Origin of the sequence: Archangium sp. (assembly GCF_045802675.1) — a bacterium.
Lineage (GTDB): Bacteria > Myxococcota > Myxococcia > Myxococcales > Myxococcaceae > Archangium.
This window is the reverse complement of record NZ_JBJMQO010000123.1, coordinates 75,424-91,706: the sequence shown is the minus strand read 5'-3', so window position 1 is coordinate 91,706 and position 16,283 is coordinate 75,424. Positions and strand designations below refer to the sequence as shown.

The 16,283-nt window shown below is 71.5% G+C and carries 11 protein-coding genes and 2 tRNA genes; 3 read left to right on the top strand and 10 right to left on the bottom strand.

The window, feature by feature from the left end:
- Positions 1–13: 13 nt before the first annotated feature.
- The 8 genes from ACJ8AN_RS34070 to ACJ8AN_RS34035 form a co-directional block, all read right to left on the bottom strand.
- Entirely contained in the window at positions 14–1,267 is a 1,254-nt protein-coding gene (locus tag ACJ8AN_RS34070; protein ID WP_407759727.1) for a phospholipase D-like domain-containing protein, read from the bottom strand.
- A gap of 165 nt (positions 1,268–1,432) precedes the next feature.
- Positions 1,433–2,299: a DUF58 domain-containing protein gene (locus ACJ8AN_RS34065; RefSeq protein ID WP_407759726.1), complete on the bottom strand. Its 867-nt coding sequence runs from the start codon at positions 2,297–2,299 to the stop codon at positions 1,433–1,435.
- Positions 2,296–3,798, bottom strand: a complete 1,503-nt coding sequence (locus tag ACJ8AN_RS34060) for an ABC transporter permease (RefSeq protein WP_407759725.1) — start codon at positions 3,796–3,798, stop codon at positions 2,296–2,298. Before ACJ8AN_RS34060 ends, ACJ8AN_RS34065 begins: the two co-directional genes overlap by 4 nt.
- Entirely contained in the window at positions 3,795–4,778 is a 984-nt protein-coding gene (locus ACJ8AN_RS34055; RefSeq protein ID WP_407759724.1) for an ABC transporter ATP-binding protein, read from the bottom strand. Before ACJ8AN_RS34055 ends, ACJ8AN_RS34060 begins: the two co-directional genes overlap by 4 nt.
- Positions 4,775–6,628 carry a hypothetical protein gene (locus ACJ8AN_RS34050; protein ID WP_407759723.1) on the bottom strand — a complete coding sequence of 618 codons (1,854 nt, stop codon included), beginning with the start codon at positions 6,626–6,628 and terminating at the stop codon, positions 4,775–4,777. The genes ACJ8AN_RS34055 and ACJ8AN_RS34050 overlap by 4 nt, the downstream gene beginning before the upstream one ends.
- Positions 6,621–7,616: an AAA family ATPase gene (locus ACJ8AN_RS34045; RefSeq protein WP_407759722.1), complete on the bottom strand. Its 996-nt coding sequence runs from the start codon at positions 7,614–7,616 to the stop codon at positions 6,621–6,623. The genes ACJ8AN_RS34050 and ACJ8AN_RS34045 overlap by 8 nt, the downstream gene beginning before the upstream one ends.
- A 13-nt stretch (positions 7,617–7,629) precedes the next feature.
- Positions 7,630–9,048 carry a hypothetical protein gene (locus ACJ8AN_RS34040; RefSeq protein WP_407759721.1) on the bottom strand — a complete coding sequence of 473 codons (1,419 nt, stop codon included), beginning with the start codon at positions 9,046–9,048 and terminating at the stop codon, positions 7,630–7,632.
- Positions 9,049–9,153: 105 nt separating this feature from the next.
- Positions 9,154–10,647 (bottom strand): PQQ-binding-like beta-propeller repeat protein, encoded by a 1,494-nt coding sequence (locus tag ACJ8AN_RS34035; RefSeq protein WP_407759720.1) that lies wholly within the window; start codon positions 10,645–10,647, stop codon positions 9,154–9,156.
- Positions 10,648–10,832: 185 nt separating this feature from the next.
- Between ACJ8AN_RS34035 and ACJ8AN_RS34030 the strand changes: the two genes are divergently transcribed.
- Both ACJ8AN_RS34030 and ACJ8AN_RS34025 read left to right on the top strand, forming a co-directional pair.
- Positions 10,833–10,906 (top strand) — tRNA-Cys (locus ACJ8AN_RS34030).
- A 3-nt stretch (positions 10,907–10,909) separates the two neighbouring features.
- A tRNA-Glu gene (locus tag ACJ8AN_RS34025) sits at positions 10,910–10,982 on the top strand.
- Positions 10,983–11,079: 97 nt separating this feature from the next.
- Here ACJ8AN_RS34025 and ACJ8AN_RS34020 read toward each other — a convergent pair.
- Positions 11,080–11,880 (bottom strand): hypothetical protein, encoded by an 801-nt coding sequence (locus tag ACJ8AN_RS34020; RefSeq protein WP_407759719.1) that lies wholly within the window; start codon positions 11,878–11,880, stop codon positions 11,080–11,082.
- 127 nt (positions 11,881–12,007) lie between these two features.
- Positions 12,008–13,132: a hypothetical protein gene (locus ACJ8AN_RS34015; protein ID WP_407759718.1), complete on the bottom strand. Its 1,125-nt coding sequence runs from the start codon at positions 13,130–13,132 to the stop codon at positions 12,008–12,010.
- A gap of 143 nt (positions 13,133–13,275) precedes the next feature.
- Between ACJ8AN_RS34015 and ACJ8AN_RS34010 the strand changes: the two genes are divergently transcribed.
- Entirely contained in the window at positions 13,276–16,278 is a 3,003-nt protein-coding gene (locus ACJ8AN_RS34010) for a SusC/RagA family TonB-linked outer membrane protein (protein WP_407759717.1), read from the top strand.
- Positions 16,279–16,283 lie beyond the last annotated feature (5 nt).

The window sequence follows — 16,283 nt, the reverse complement described above, 5'->3', positions numbered from 1 at the left end:
CCGCGGCCGAACGTCACGGCGACGGCCGCGGGAGAGGCGGGCCTCGGCGAGCCGCCTGCCCTGGCTTCACCTCGCGCGCGTGCTTCAGGTCCTCCAGGAAGAAGGCCTCCATCCGCCGCGCGGCCTCGCCGTCCTGGAGCACCAGCGAGCCTTCCTCGAGCATGTTGAAGGACAGCGCGTCGTAGTTGATGGAGCCCACCAACACGAGCCGGTCATCCACCAGCATCGTCTTGGCGTGCATCATCGACGGCTGGTACTCCCAGATGCGCACGCCCGCGGCCCTCAAGGTGTCGTAGGTGGCGCGCTGGGCCACGGTGATGGAGGTGTGGTCGTTCTTGTCCCCAGGCGCGAGCACCCGCACGTCCACGCCCGCGCGCGCCCGCTCCACCAGCAGCGCGGTGAGGGCCTCGTTGGGCGTGAAGTACGCCTGGGCAATCCACAGCCGCTTGCGCGCGGCGCGCACCATCAATTGCGTGAGGCGCTCGGCGCGCGTGAGCTCGGGATTCGCGGTGCTGCCAACGAAGGCCGCCCAGCCCTCCCCCGCCTCGTCCAATCCCGGCTGTGGAGCGTCGAGCCCGGGAAAGTCGCTCGCGGGCAGCAGCTCGCCCGTCGTCTCCTGCCAGTTCTCCGCGAAGGCCTGCTGGAGCTGCGCCACCACCGGGCCCTCCACCCGCGCGTTCGTGTCGCGCCACTCCTTCTCGTTGCGCGCCTCGCCCAGCCACTCGTCCTGGATGGCCACGCCGCCGGTGATGGCCACCCGTCCGTCCACCACGACCACCTTGCGGTGGTTGCGCGCGAGGTTCTCGTCCGCTGGCAGCGGGCGGAACAGGTGGGCCTTGCACCCGGCCGCTTCGAGCCTCGGCTTCACCTCCTTCTCGAAGGGGGTGCTGCCCAGGGGATCCACGAGCACCCGGCAGGTGACACCCGCCCGGGCGCGCTCGGTGATGACGGAGAGCAACCGCTCGGAGGCGGCGCCCGGGTGCCAGATGAAGAGGACGATGTTCATCGAGGAGCGAGCGCGGGACAGCTCCTCGGCCATCACGTCGAAGACGGCGCCGTTGTTGGCCCAGCGCAGGCGGTTGCCCGGCACCATGCGCACGCCCACCGTCTGGTAGAGCGCCGTGGCGAACCCCGAGCCCCGTGAGTCCACGTCTCCGCGCAACTGGAAGGGTTTGGAGGCCTCCTTCGCGGTGAATACGGAGCACCCCGACATCACGGTGGCCGCCGCCACCACCATCGCCCACCTTCGTCCCCACCCCTTGTGCACGCCCGAACCTCCCGAGGCGGGAAGTTAGGCATGCGCCCGGGCCCGTCATCCCCGGGTACAGGTCGACAGACGGAAGGCCCTACTCGGCCGCCTGGTGGGGCGCGTCTCCCACTCGCGGCCCCATCCGCACACCGCCGCGAACGGCAACACTGTCAGCAACCCGTATCAGGCCCCTCCCGCCGGGAGGAAGAGGGGCCGCAGCGGACCCGTCACCAGGGCGCGCAGGGCCTGGGGCGCGGGGGCCACCAGGTGCGCCGCCCGGGCCCTCATCGCCGCGGCCGAGAGGGACTTCTGGTGCTCGGTGAAGCGCCTCGTGTACGCCGCCAGCACGTCCTCGGTGAGGAGCTCCTCCAGCGCCGCGCCGCTCTCCGCGTCCACCAGCCGCGCGCCCTCGCCGCCCGTGGGCTCCAAATCCTCCGCGTCCAGCACCTGCACCAGGAAGAGCGCCGAGGCCCCCTGCGCCAGCCGCGACACCAACGTGGGCAGCGGAGCCTCGAAGAGGAAGTCGCTCACCACCACGCGCAATCCACACGGGCGCAGCGGCGGCAGGCGCCCGAGGGCCGCGTGCAAATCATCCTTCGCGTCGAAGGTGGCGGCGCGCAGGGCCGAGCGGCACACCTGTCCCTGCACGCGCTCGGGACGCGAGCCGCCCACCCATAGCGTGGGACTGAGTCCCTGCTGCGCGCCCACCTCCGTGGCCAGCAGCGCCAGCTCGCGCGCGCACCCGGCCTTGCGCGGCGACAGCGCCATGCTGCTCGAGCCATCCAGCAGCACCTCCAGGCGCGGGGACACCTCATCCTGGCGCACGCGCAGAATCAGCTCACCGGTGCGCGCCACCGCGTTCCAGTCCATCTGCCGCAGGTCGTCTCCCGGCTGGTAGGCGCGGAAGTCGTGCAGCTCCAGCGAGGCGCCGGCCGAGGCCGCGCGGACCTCGCCCGTCCGGCCGCGCTGGGGCGTGCGGGGCAGCGCGAGCGCCAGGCCCGGGGCCAGCCGCGCCACCTCCGCCTCGTCGAAGTCCAGCGCGAGGCTCATGAGAGGTGGGCCCGGCGCTCGCGCTCGACGAGGGAGCGGTCCGCGGCGAAGGCGGCGAGCACGGCCACCCCCCACACGCAGGCGGCCAGCGCCAGGCTCATCTTCGCCCCGCTCGAGGAGTAGTCGTAGTCGCTGAAGTTCTCCAGGCCGACGAAGGGGTTGAGCAGGTTGAAGAGCGGATCATCCGCGTGCTGGTCGAAGAGGACGGCCACCAGCGGAGGCAGGGAGCCCGCCACGCCCGCGAGCGCGAAGAAGAGGACGCGCACCACCGCCGGGGCGGCGAGCCGGTCCGAGCGCGGCATGCGCCCCACCAGCAGCGCCAGCGAGAGGAAGAGGAGCGCGTAGGCCGGCGCGACGAACAGCGTGAGGAAGTGGGCCTCGGAGTTGCTGCGGTCATCCGACAGGAAGAAGAGGGCGCAGGACACGCCCAGCCAGACGAGCAGCAGCAGCAGGACGAGCCGGAAGCCGCGCACGGCGCCGGGGCGCAGCAGGGACCAGGGGCGGGTGGCGGCGCGCAGGGCGCGGGCCTGGCCGTCCACATCCGAGGCCACGAAGATGCCGGTGAGGGCCACGCACAGGCACCCGGCGACGCCCACCGCCATGGCCGCGCTCGTGGTGGGCTCCCGCACCACCCATACGACAGCCAGGAGGGCGCCGGAGAGCAGCACCTGGAGGACGAACGCCAGCCGCGGGCCCCGGGAGTAGTTCTCCGTGGGCAGCGACAGGCGGGCGGCGGCCGTCTCGAAGAGCAGCCACCCGTAGGTGAGCATGGCCCAGAGGAAGGCGCAGGCGAAGGTGGAGAGGTCCTTCTCGCGGGTGAGGAAGCGGTAGCCCTGCTCGCTCAGCACGAAGGCCGAGGTCAGCCCGTACATCACCGCCAGGCCGAGCAGCGCCAGCAGCACGAGGTGCACGAAAGCGCGCCCCATGCGCCCATCGGCGAGCGTGGCCGCACCCACCGCCACCACGGTGAGGAAGACGAGCCAGCAGAGGCCCAGCACGAGCACCACGAGGATGGTCGGCAGGTCGATGCCATTGAGGTAGTAGCTGAAGAGGAGGAAGGGCCCCACGGCGGAGGCGTACAGCCCGGCCTGCACCAGGAAGGAGGCCACCTTGCCGCGCAGGATGCGGCGGGGCCCCAGGCCGGTGAGGATGAGCAGCACCCACGTCTCGTCCTCGCGCTCGCGAGCCAGGGAGCGGTAGGCGCTGTAGGGGATGATGAAGAAGTGCACCACGCCCAGGCAGACGAAGAAGCCGAAGAAGAAGCCCTGTCCCTGGGTGGTGAGGCCCGAGTCCCGCGAGGAGGCATACGCCACCATCGACAGGATGAGGCAGGAGAGCAGCATCAACCCGAAGCTCGCCCAGAAGACGCGCGAGCGCACGCCCTGGCGCACCTCCTTCACCACGAGCGGGTTGAGCCTGTCGCCCCAGCGCTCCATCCATCCGGGCGGGGCTGCCTCGCGCGGGGCGGTGCCCGCGGTGTCCGTGGCCGTCGCGCTCACGCCACCCTCCCCTTCGTCACGTGCATGAAGGCATCCTCCAGGTTGCGCTCGCGGTGGCTGAAGGCGCACACGGGCACGCCCCCGCCCACCAGCGCCGCCAGCAGCCGCGCCGCCGCTTCGTCCACCCACGGGCCGGCCGCCGGGCCCCCCTCGTGCTCCAACCGGACGCGCAGCGCGTCTCCCTCGCGCGCCACCTGCTTCACCCGGGGCTGCTCCAGCAGCAGCCGCTCGGCGCGCGTCCACACCGCCTCGCCCTCGCTGCCCGGGAAGAGGCGCACCACCAGCTCCGCCACCGCCGTCCCGCTCGCCTGCGCGAGGATGTCCGCCACCCTACCCGTGGCCAGCAGCCGGCCCTGCTCGATGATGGCGCACGCGTCGCAGATTTCGGCCAGCTCCGTGAGGATGTGGCTGGAGATGAGCACCGCCTTGCCCTGGTCCGCGAGCGCGCGCAGCAGCTCGCGCAGCTCAATGCGGGCGCGCGGGTCCAGGCCGTCCGCCGGCTCGTCGAGGATGAGCAGCTTCGGGTCGTGCAGCAGCGTGCGTCCGAGCGCCACGCGCTGCTTCATGCCCTTGGAGAGCGCGCTGGTGAGCTTGTCCCCGAGCGGCAGCAGCCCGGTGAACTCCATCACCGACTCGACGCGCTTCGTCCGGGCGCGGCCCTGGAGGCCATAGGCGCGCGCGAAGAAGTCGAGGAACTCGAGCACGGTGACGTCGTCGTAGGTGCCGTAGCGGTCCGGCATGTAGCCGATGAGCGGCCGGGCCTTGTCCGGGGTGTCCACCACCGAGTGCCCATCCAGCGTCACCACGCCCGCGGTGGGCGTATCCAGCGTGGCGATGATGCGCATGGTGGTGCTCTTGCCGGCGCCGTTGGGCCCGATGAAGCCCAGGATGGTGCCCGCCTCCACCTCGAAGGACACGTCGTCCACCGCGCGCAGGGCGCCGTAGTCGCGCCGCAGCCCCTTCACCTCCAGCAGGCTCATGGTCCGTCCACCCTTCCGCGCACGAGGTGCAGGCCCTGGTGCAGCTCCACCGGGAGCACCGCCGTGGGCAGCATTCCCGGGCCCTCCACCCGCGCGAGGAAGCCGCCTTCCTGCAGCGGCTTGTCGAGCTCGCTCCAGGACACATTCTTGAAGCGGCGCTCCGGGGCGCCGAAGAAGCTCGCGAGCTGCGGGGCCGTTTTCCGAGAGGTGGAGTCGGACCCGGACGTGAGCGCCGCCTCCGCGCCATCGGCGAGCGCCGGCAATTCCCACACCTTGCCCCCGAGCCGCACATAGCCCTCGGCGAGCGGCGCGCCGAGCGCGTTCTGCACCCGCCACTCCTTGCCCTCGCGCCGCACGACGAGCCGGGCCCGCGTGGGCACCACCGCCAGCTCCCCCCACTCGCGGTAGGTGCGCGAGGGCAGGAAGCCGCCCGTCACCGCCATGCCATTGCTCCAGTCGGCCTCCACGGCCTGCGCGTCCCAATCCACGTCCGGCCCGAGCAGCGCGGCCAGGGCGGGCACGTGGATGCCGTCTGGCTCCAGGTTGGCGTAGTAGCCGGAGATGCCGACCGTCAGCGCCCTATCGCGTGGCCGGTCCAGCCAGGTGAGGCTGTAGCGGGAGGCGTGGACGGAGAAGCCATCGACGAGCACGGACCAGACGACGATGGCCAGACACGTGACGAGCGCCACCGAGGGCACGGCGATGAGCAGCGCCACGGGCCCCTTGCGCCGGGCGAGCGCGAGGCCTCCGGGCCCCACCGCCAGCACGAAGAGGGTGATGAGCAGCAGGAAGCGGCCCACGGGCGCCTGGACGCCGGGCAGCAGCGGCTGCTCGCCATCGTTCAGCATGTAGCTGTGGCGCTGCCAGCTCGGCGGAGGCCCCACGGGCGAGATGACACCTGCTTGGGCCTTGTCCGGCTCGCCCATCGCGGTCGCGTCGGCGAGGAGCGCGGCACCGCACGCCTCCGCCATGCCGCACAGCCGCACCTTGCCGAAACCATACGGGTGCACGCCTCCGGAGGTGGTGCCCGAGAGCAGCGGCAGACGCGTGTTCACGTCTCGCGGTGGGCGCAGCAGGACGAGCGTGCCACCGGTGGAGGCATAGGCCTCGAGCGCGCTCCAGGCATCCGCCGGAATCGCGGTGACGTCCCCGGCCACCACGACGAAGGCATGGCCCACGTACGCGGCGAGCTCGCGCGGCGCGTCCTCCAGCCCGACGAAGCGCGCCGACAGCTTCGGCCCGTTGTCCACACGCTTCAGCTGGGTACCGGCCTTGAAGGCCTTCTCCGAGCCCAGCACCAGCACCGGCTGGCCCACCGGGTCCATCGAGTAGAAGGAGAAGATGCGGAAGCCGAGCCCGGGGCTCTGCACGCGCACGGAGCCCCCGTGCGCGGCGACCGGTACGGGCAGCCAGACAGTGAGCAGCTGGCGGGGGCCCACCTCCACCTGACGCGAGGCGAGCTCGGCGCGGCCCACCCCATTGGAGTCGATGCTGATGCGCACCACCCGCGGCGCGCTGCCCGAGTTGTGCACCATCACCTGCAAGGGAATGTAGCCGCGCAAGGGGCGCAGCACGGCGCTGCCCACGGAGATGCGCAGGTCGCCATCGGCCTCGCTCTCCATGTGCGTCTGCACTTCCTGGTAACCCGTGGAGGCCGCCCAGCCCATATGGCCCTGGACGGCCTCGGGCTCCGCCTCCTCGTCGGCCTCCGCGTCCTCACCGGCAGCCGCAGCGGGGTCCGCTTCGGCGGGAGCGGCGACCGGAGCCTGGGGCGCCTCGGCCTCCTGCGCCCACACGGGGCCCGCGCACACGAGGAGGGCGAGGAGCACGGCGGCCAGGCGCTCATCCACGGGGCACCTCGGGGATGGACTGGAGCAGGGCGCGCACCACGTCGATCGAGGCCACCTTCTCCAGCGAGGCCTCGTAGGCGAGCACCAGGCGGTGGTTGAGAACGGCGGGAGCGGCGGCCACCACCTCGTCGAAGCCCACGTTGGGCTTGCCCCGCATGAGCGCGAGCGCCCGTCCCGACGAGGCCAGCGCCAGGGCGGCGCGGGGGCTGGCGCCGTAGCGCACGAAGCGGCGCACCGGCTCGGGAGCGCTGGAACTGCGCGGATCACTCGCCTCCACCAGCCGGCCGATGAAGTCCGCCACCGGCACGGGCAGGTGCACCCGGTCCACCGTGGCGAAGAGCGAGGCGAGGCCCTCGGCGTCCGTCACGGCGGGCAGCACCGGCGGGGTGCCGCGCACGCGCGTGGTGAGCAGCGTGGTGAGCGTCTTCGCGCCCACGGGCGGCACCTGGACGCGGAAGAGGAAACGGTCGAGCTGCGCCTCGGGCAGGGGGTAGGTGCCCTCCAGCTCGATGGGGTTCTGCGTGGCGAGCACGAAGAAGGGCTCGGGCAGCGGGCGCGTGTGGCCGAGCACCGTCACGCTGCGCTCCTGCATGGCCTCCAGCAGCGCCGCCTGCGTCTTGGGGCTGGAGCGGTTGATTTCGTCCGCGAGCACCACGTTGGCGAAGAGGGGACCCTCTCGGAAGGTGAACTCGCGGCGGCCCTCGCCCTCGAGCACGTAGGTGCCGGTGATGTCGCCGGGCAGCAGATCCGGCGTGAACTGGATGCGGCGGAAGGGCAGCCCGAGCAGCCGCGCGAGCGCCTTGCACAGCTCCGTCTTGCCCAGGCCCGGCAAGCCCTCGAGCAGCAGGTGGCCGCGCGCGAGCACCGCCGCCGCCACCTGCTCCACCACCTGCGTCTGATCGAGCAGCACCTGGTTCAGCCCCTTCTGGAGCTGCGCCACCCTCTCCGCCGCGCCCTGCACCTCCGCGGGGCTCAACAGTTCCGACACGGACGACTCCTCACTAGGGTTCCCCCCCGAAATACCGCTTCACCAGGTCCCGATTGCGAGGCAGCAGCGGCCCCGCCGAATGTCCCGCTTCCGCGTCGCCCTGGGCGCTCGTCCCCTGCCCGCCGCCGCCCCCACCGCCCTCGCGCTTCTCCGGGTCCGCGGCCTTCAGGCCCCACAGGCCCTGCGCCTCGCCGCCCTGTCCCCGCGGCAGCGGCTTGAAGGCGAGCCGCTCCGGCTCCATCTCCGCCTTCTCGCCGAAGACGAGCGGCTGGCTCTCCCCGCCGCGCCCGGCTCCCGCGCCCTTCCCGCCCTTCCCCACCTGGCGGCTCGCATGGCCGCCACGCTGTCCCTGCCCCTCGCCCTCCCCTTCTCCCTGGCCCTCGCCGCGCCGCGGGCTCTTGCCGTTGCCCTGGCCGAAGCGCTGCTCCAGCTCACGCTGGCGGCGCTCGAGCGTCTCGCGCAGGTTGGCCACCTCGTCGCGCGAGCCGCGTGCCCCACTCCGGCCGGAGCCGCTGCCCTGCTGCGATTGAGCGGAGCCGGTGCCCCCATCCCGCGCCCCCGCGCCCGCGCTGCCCTGGCCGCCCGGCTCGTCGCCCTCCTGGCCCTGGCCGTGAGGGGACTGCGTGGCGTTGTCATGGCCCAGCGCCATCAACGCGTTCTCGAGCGCCTCGCGCTCCCGGGCGGCGGCCTCGGCTCCGGAGGCGGCGTCGAGGGACTCCTCCAACTCCCGAGCGGCCTCGGACGCTGCGGCCAGCTCGGCGGCGGCCTTCGCGGCCCGGGCCTCGAGCGACTTCTCCACGCTGTCGGCGGCCTCCCAGTCGGCGGCGTCGAAGCGGCCCTGGGCCACCTCCGCGGACAGCCGGCGCAGCTCCTCTTCCAGGGGGGCGCCCAGCGGCTCCTCGCGCGCGAGTGCCTCGGCCTTGGCCTGCACGGCGGCCACCTTCGCCGCGGCGGCCGCGGTGGCCGGGCGCGAGGGGAGCGCGGGCAGCGGCAGGAGGAAGCCCACCGCGAGGAAGGTGAGCGCCGCGAGCAACGTCCCGGCCGGGCGCTTCCACTGCACGGGAGGCATCCGCACCGCGCGGGCGTACTGGTTGGCGGAGAGCTCCCACTCGCCCACGGGGCGCTCCAGCCGGGTGAGCAGCAGCCCGCCCGCGCCGGCCGAGCGGTCCGCCATCACCGCCGCCTGCGTCAGCGACACGCTCCGGACGCGGGCCCGGAGCAGCCACCAGGCGCCCGAGGCGAGCAGCGGCACGGGGAGCACCCAGGGGGCGGCGTCACGCAAGAGCAGGCGCGCGAGCACGCATCCGGTGGCGGCGGCCCACACGGGAGCCACGCCCGCCTCGGCCCAGAGGACGGCATTGAGGCGCCCCTGCACGCGCCGGACGGGCGCGAGGATGAGGGCCTGCAGGCGGCGTTCGTCGCTGGCGGGCATGGAGGCTCCGAGTCTCGGACAGTCGGGCGGCTTTCCACAAGCCGGGGAGGCCCTGCTGAGACACGGAGCGGGAGGGTGGGGTTCCCTCCCGGTGCCGGGTGGCGCCTACTTCAGGGAGAAGGCGAAGAACATGTTGTTGGGCGTCCCCATGCCGAAGCGCCCATAACCCGAGCCCCAGTACACGGAGCCCTCGACCACGGAGGCCCCGGCGTTGACGGAGCCCCCGGTCGCGTGGCTCCAGAGAATCTTCCCCGAGCCCGCGTCCAGGGCATACATGTGGCCCCGCGCGTCCATGGAGCCGGCGTAGACGACGCCATTGGCCACCGTCACGGGCCCCATGGCCAGGGACTGCCCCGGGTCGGAGGTCTGCCAGAGGATGGCGCCGGTGGCGGGATCCAACGCGCTCCAGGCGCCCCAGGTCATCTGCTCGCCCGAGATGAGCGTCTGGGGCTGATGGTTCCAGTTGGCGTTCCCCACGTAGATGCGTGTGCCGTCGGTGGCCGAGCCCCACATGATGCCGCCCGAGGAGCCGCCCGGGCCCACCAGGGTGCTCCAGACGACAGCGCCGGTGTCCGGGTCCAGCGCCCAGAAGATGCCGCTCTTCTGCCCGGCGCCGATCAGGTCCTGCTTGCCGCCCTGCCCCTGGGCGGTGAAGAGCATGACGCCCTGGCCGAAGTCGTAGTCGGGGCCGATGGGAGACGGGCACCAATCCCGCGGATGGAGCGAGCAGGCGAAGTTCCACGCGTCGAAGCCCTGCAGCCGCCGCCCCCACTTGATGGCGCCCGAGTCGATATCCAGCGCCACGAACGCGTCGATGTAGTCGTCGGGGGCGAGGCAGCTCTCGGCGGACTCCGCGGGGGTGGACTCGATGCAGGCCTCCACCGCGTCGGGGACCTCGTAGTTGTTGCCGGTGGTGACGTAGAGGCTGTGGCGCTTCGTGTCCACCACGAGGGTGTTGCTCCACACGGCGCCGCCGCTGTAGCCCTCGGGCACCATGTGCGTCTTCCACTCGAGCGCACCCGTCTCGAGATTCACGGACACCACGCTGCCGCGGAAGGAGCAGCACACGTACGAGGGGTCCGCGGTGAAGGCCTCCTCCATGGAGGAGACGCCCACGTAGACGTGCTCGCCGAAGACGATGGGCGACTGGGTGACGACGGCCGCCGGGTGCGAGTCCACCTGGGTCTTCCACAGGAGCTCGCCGCTGTGCTTGTCCAGGGCCAGGAGGTAGCCACCCTCCTGGGAGCCGAGGAGGAGGCGGTTGCCCACCACCGCCGGCGTCGTGCGCGAGACGGAGCCCGGCACGCCCGTGTAATCGGAGATGGAGCGCGACCAGAGCACCCGGCCCGTGCCCGCCTCCAGCTTCCACAGCTTGCCGCTCCAGTCGGGGAAGTAGACGGCACCGGACTCCACCGCCGCGGTGGCCGAGATGTCGCCCTCCGCCGAGAAACTCCACCGGGGCTCGAGCCCGGACACGTTGCCCACGTTCAGCCGGGACTCCGCGTCCTGGTGGCGCGTGTTGGACAGGTTCTGCCCCGCCACGCTCCACTCCGCCTTCTTCGAGGTGTCGTCGCACGCCGCCAGGACAGCGAGGCACAACAGTACCGGCATTCCCTTGAGACAATGACGGACCCGCACGGCTCCCCCAGGTGGGATGTCCAACCGCTCTGAAAACCACTGTGACGAGCGGCCGCAGCGAATTCAACCGGCGCCCCGTCAGGACGCGCTTCGCACGGCGTCTGTCTTCAGCGAGCGATTCGAGGGACTCCTTGGACGCTCGATGAGGCTCGTTCCGCCCGGGGCGGCGGCGGTCTGCAAAACCGTCTGTTGCCGGGTTCGACTCCCGGACGAGCCTCCACATGCCCCGTTCGTCTATCGGCGCAGGACACCGCGGTCTCAACGCGGGAAGGCGGGTTCGACTCCCGCACGGGGTACTTCACGTCCTTCAGGGAGGTGCCCGGAAAGCAGCAGGGCCCCAGTCTTCCTCTCGGAGACCGGAGCCCCTGGGACACGCGCCCTGTCGCGCGGCCCCTACTGCCGCGGCTGCTCGCCCTGGCCGCCACTCGAGTCCGTCGAGCCGCCCAGGTCCTGGCTGCCGCCGGTGCCCTGACCGCTGCTCGTCACGTCCACGCGCAGCGCCGTCGGCTCACCGCCCACGTCCTGGTACGAGGCGCGCACCTGGCTGCCCTCGGCGACGTCCGCGATGGAGCCCTGACGCCCGTTCACCATCACCTGCGTCTGTTGATTCACCTGCAGGCGGATCTGCGGCTGTCCTGGAGCTCCCGCGCTGCTGAGCAGCAGCTCATCCGGGCTCGAGCTCACCACCCGGCCCGTCACCATCTGCTGCTGCTTGCCCGACGGCTGCTGCTGGGCCGTCTGCTGCTGGGTGCGAGCCATCTGCTCCTGCTGCTGGGCGGCCTGTTGCTGCGACTGCGCCATCTGCTGCTGCTGCTGGCGCTGGGCCTCGGCGGCCTGCTGCTGGGACTGCTGGACCTCGGCCTGGGCCTGCTGCGCCTGGTTGTTCGCCTGCTGCTGGGCCGTCTGCGCCTCCTGGGACTCCTGCTGCGCCTTGGCCTGCGCCTGCTGGAGATCCTCCTGGGCCTTCTGCACGTCCTGACGCGCGTCGGCCACGTCCGTCTGCTCATCGCGCGCCTTGGCCTGCGCGTCCTCGGCGTGCTTCAGCGCCTGCTCCGAGTGCTCCTGCGCCGTCTCCACCTGGGCGCGCGCATCCCCCTGGACGTCCTGCTGCTGCTGCTGTCCCTGCTGCTTGCAGCCGGCGGTGAATAGCAACGCGGCCGCTCCGGCGGTCAACCACCACGAACCCCTGGGCATGAGCCCCTCCTGTCGAATGCGAGACAGGCCAAAGATGGAGCCCGTGTGCGGGACGCCAACCCGGCCGCCCTCGGAGGCGGCTCCTCCGTCTGGCTGCCCTCCAGCCCTGGGCCCGGGCCAGAACGGCTCACGGCGCCAGCGCGCGGACGAGCGACAAGCGGCCCACCCACGCCGAGCCCGCCTGCACCTCCGCGGACAGGCCCCAGCGCTCGGTGAGGAGCACGCGCCCGCGCAGCCCGAAGTACCCCAGCGGCACGCGGCCCGCGCTCTTCACCGCGCCGGGGAAGTCGTCCTTGCGGTGGTCGTAGTAGAGCATCGCCTCGCCGCGCAGGGGCCCGCCGCGTCCCAGGTACACGCCGTAGCCGGCGGTGAAGAGCAGCTCATCCTCGAGGCCGTCCTCGGCGCCGAGGCCCACGAAGGACAGACGCTGCAGGGCCAGCCCCAGGCCCAGCTCCGCGAAGGAGCCAGCGAGGCGCGGGCTCACGCGCGCCAGGGCGTAGCGGCCCCGCAGAAACACCTCCCCGCCGCCGAGCGTGTAGCCCTCCGAGGGAAAGCGGTGCACGAGCGCCGCGGCCTCCACGTCGAGCGCGGTGCCATCCGCGGCCCCGAGCGCGCCCTCGGGAGCGCCCAGCCACCGGTACGCACCCCCTGCGCGCACGCGCAGGTTGCCATCGCCCGGAGACACGCGGGCCCCGGCCTCCCACCGCACGCGCTCCACGCGCGCCACCGCGCCCAGCGACACGAAGGCCTGGCGACGGGGGAAGCTCGCATCCACCACGTGCTGATAACCCGCCTCCACTTCCAGACGCGGCAGGCGCAGCGGCGCCACGCCCGGAGGAAACGCGGGCCCCAGCGCCACGTACAGGTTGGCCAGCGCGGAGACGGAGAAGAGCCCCGCGCCCGTCAGGGCCAGCGCGTACAGCGGCCCGGCCAGCTGCCGCGTCTGCCCCGACAGGTAGATGGGCGCTCCGGCCCCCACGAGCAGCACCAGCCCCGTGCCCTCCACCACGAAGAGCGTCTTCGCCAGGGGCACGTCTCCCGCGATCAGCGGCCCGAGCCCGTGCAGCACCAGTCCGGGGGCCACGGAGATCGCCGCGGGCAGCACCTCGAACACGGGTTGTTTCGCGGAAACGGGCGCGTCGGGGGCCCCGGGAGCGTCGGCTGCCTGCCCCATCGCCAGGGCCGGCACCAGCGCCAGCAGCAACCCCCAGCGGGGCAGTTTGCGACCATCACCCGAAAATTGCCGCCCCATCGGAAACAGAGACCCCATCATACACACTTTTCCGTTCTATGGGCGACGTTGACTGTGCGGACCCTGACCACACACGATCCGCGGTCAACGGCGTCCCGTCAGAGGGGGCCGCTCAATCCGCAGCATCTAGAGGTGAAGAGCGAATGACGCTGAAACAGGCGTTGCTTTCGGGGTGCGCAGTCGCGCTCCTCTCCGTCGAAGCCAGGGCCCAGGATCAGGGCACGGAGCCGCAGCCCGCGGCGCCGCAACAGCCGGCCGCCACCGCGATTCCCGCGCCGGCCGACACGCGCAAGATTTCCGGCAAGGTGCTGGATGCGCTCACCAATGATGGGCTGCCGCTCACGCGCGTCATCATCAAGGGCACCACCAAGGGCGTGGAGACGGAGCTGGACGGCACCTTCTCGCTGGACGTGCCCAAGGGTCCGGTGACGCTGCTGTTCTCCAGCCAGGACCACAAGGACCGCGAGGTCACCGTCGGCGCCACCCGCAACGACGTGACGGTGGCGCTGGACGCCACCTTCGTCGAGGAGATGGTGGTGGTGGGCCGCGCCAGTGAGCTCGCCCGCAAGCACATGGCCAACTCGGTGGCCTCGGTGGACTCCGAGGAGCTCACCCGCGCTCCGGCCGCCACGGTGGACCAGGCGCTGCAGGGCAAGGTGGCCGGCGCCAACATCCAGAGCAACTCGGGCGCTCCGGGCGGCGGCATGCAGCTGAAGCTGCGTGGCGTCTCCACCATCAGCGGCTCCAACGCGGTGCTCTACGTGGTGGACGGCGTCCTCATCAGCGACGTGGCCATCGCCTCGGGCGTCTACCAGCTCACCGAGTCGGTGCGTGGCTCCAACCCCTCGGCCACCCAGGACAACCAGGTCAACCGCATCGCGGACCTCAACCCCAACGACATCGAGAGCATCGAGGTCCTCAAGGGCGCCTCCGCCGCCGCCATCTACGGCTCCAAGGCCAGCAACGGCGTCGTCATCATCACCACCAAGAAGGGCAAGGCCGGCGCGCCCCGGGTGGACGTCACCCAGCGCCTGGGCATGTACTCGCTCTCCAACACCCTGGGCTCGCGCCCCTTCGCCACTCGCGAGGACGTGGTGGCGCGCTACGGCGAGGACGTGGCGGCCCAGTACTGGACCGGCAAGACCTTCAATCAGGAGGAACTGCTGGCCAGCCGCAGGGACCTGTCCTACGAGACGCTCGCCAGCGTGAGCGGCACCGCCGGGGACACCCGCTACTTCGCCTCGGCCATGGTGAAGGACGACAAGGGCATCATCCAGAACACCGGCTACCAGAAGCAGTCCTTCCGCCTCAACCTGGGACAGAAGCTGGGCAGTGCCGTCGAGGTGAACGCCACCGCCAACCTCATCCACAGCCTGGGCAACCGCGGCCTCACCAACAACGACAACACCAACATCACCTACTACATGGCGCTGGCGTCCACGCCCAGCTTCGTGGACCTGCGCTCCAACAGCGCCGGCATCTACCCCAGCAACCCCTTCGTCTCCAGCACCGCCAACCCGCTGCAGACGGCCGCCCTCATGAAGAACGACGAGGACGTGTGGCGCCTGCTGGGCTCGGCCGACACGGTGTGGAACGCGTACAAGACCGAGACGCAGAGCTTCAAGGTGCTCGCCAACCTCGGCGTGGACCGCTTCCAACAGAAGAACAGCCTGTTCTCGCCCAGCACGCTCGCCTTCGAGCTGCCGCTGGACAACCTGCCGGGCACCTCGCTGCTCGGTAACAGCGAGGTCCTCAATCTCAACACCGGCGTCAACCTGGTGCACAACTACCGGCCCGCCAGCGGCGCCGTGAACGCCACCACCTCCGCCGGCTTCCAGTACGAGCAGAGCGGCGTGGACACGCTCTACGTGCGCAGCGCCGGGCAGATCGCCGACCAGGAGAACGTCAGCTCCGGCACCCAGCTGACCGTGCGCCAGAACCGCCAGCTCGTACGCGACCGCGGCATCTACCTACAGGAGGAGATGCTGCTGCTCGACGAGCACCTCACCCTGGTGGGCGCCGTGCGCGGCGAGCAGAGCAGCGCCAACGGTAACCCCGACCAGCTCTTCTTCTTCCCCAAGGTCGCCGGCGCCTACCGCTTCCAGCCCTTCCACCCGGCGGTGAACGAGTTCAAGGTGCGCCTGGCCTACGGTGAGACAGGCAACCGGCCCACCTACTTCCAGAAGTACCGGTCCCTGGCCTCCAACAACAACATCGACGGCCTGCCCGCCATCATCGGCACCGGCGTCGCCGGCTCCAAGGACATCCACCCCGAGCGCCAGCGGGAGATCGAGGCCGGCGTGGACGCGATGCTCTTCAACGGCAACGCCGTGGTGGAGCTCAGCGTCTACCAGCGCACCATCTCCGACCTGCTGCTGCAGCGCCCCCTGGCCGGCTCCACGGGCTTCACCACCGAGTTCGCCAACGGCGGTGAGCTGCGCAACCGCGGCGTGGAGGCGGTGCTCCAAGTCACCCCGGTGCGCAACACCGACTGGGACTGGACGTCCACCGCCACCTTCACCCTCAACCGCAGCCAGGTCACCTCGCTGCCCGGCGGCCCCGTCACCGTTCCCGTCTTCGGCACCAGCCTGGGCGAGTTCCGCCTCGAGGAGGGCTCCAGCGCCACGCAGATCGTCGGCGACGTGGTGGGACCCGACGGCACCACGGTGCTCAAGAAGCTCGGCGACACGGAGCCGGACTTCCGCGTGGGCTTCACCAATAAGGTGAAGTACCGCGACTTCAGCCTGTCCTTCCTGCTCGACTGGCAGCAGGGCAGCGACGTCATCAACCTCACCCGCTTCCTCTACGACGCCAACAAGAACTCGGCGGACTACCTGACGCGCGGGGCCGCGCGCCAGAAGGAGTGGCTGACCAACGCTGGCGTGTACATCGAGGATGCTTCGTTCCTCAAACTGCGCGAGGTGACGTTCAGCTACAACGTGCCTCAGTCCTGGCTGTCCAGCGCCCCCGTGGTGAAGACGGCCCGCCTGAGCATCAGCGGCCGCAACCTGCTCACCTTCACCAGGTACTCAGGGCTGGACCCCGAGGTGAGCAACTTCGGCAACCAGGCCATTGCCCGTAACGTCGATGTGGCCCCCTTCCCGCCCAGCCGCAGCTTCTGGACGTCGCTCGATGTGGGGTTCTAGGACCA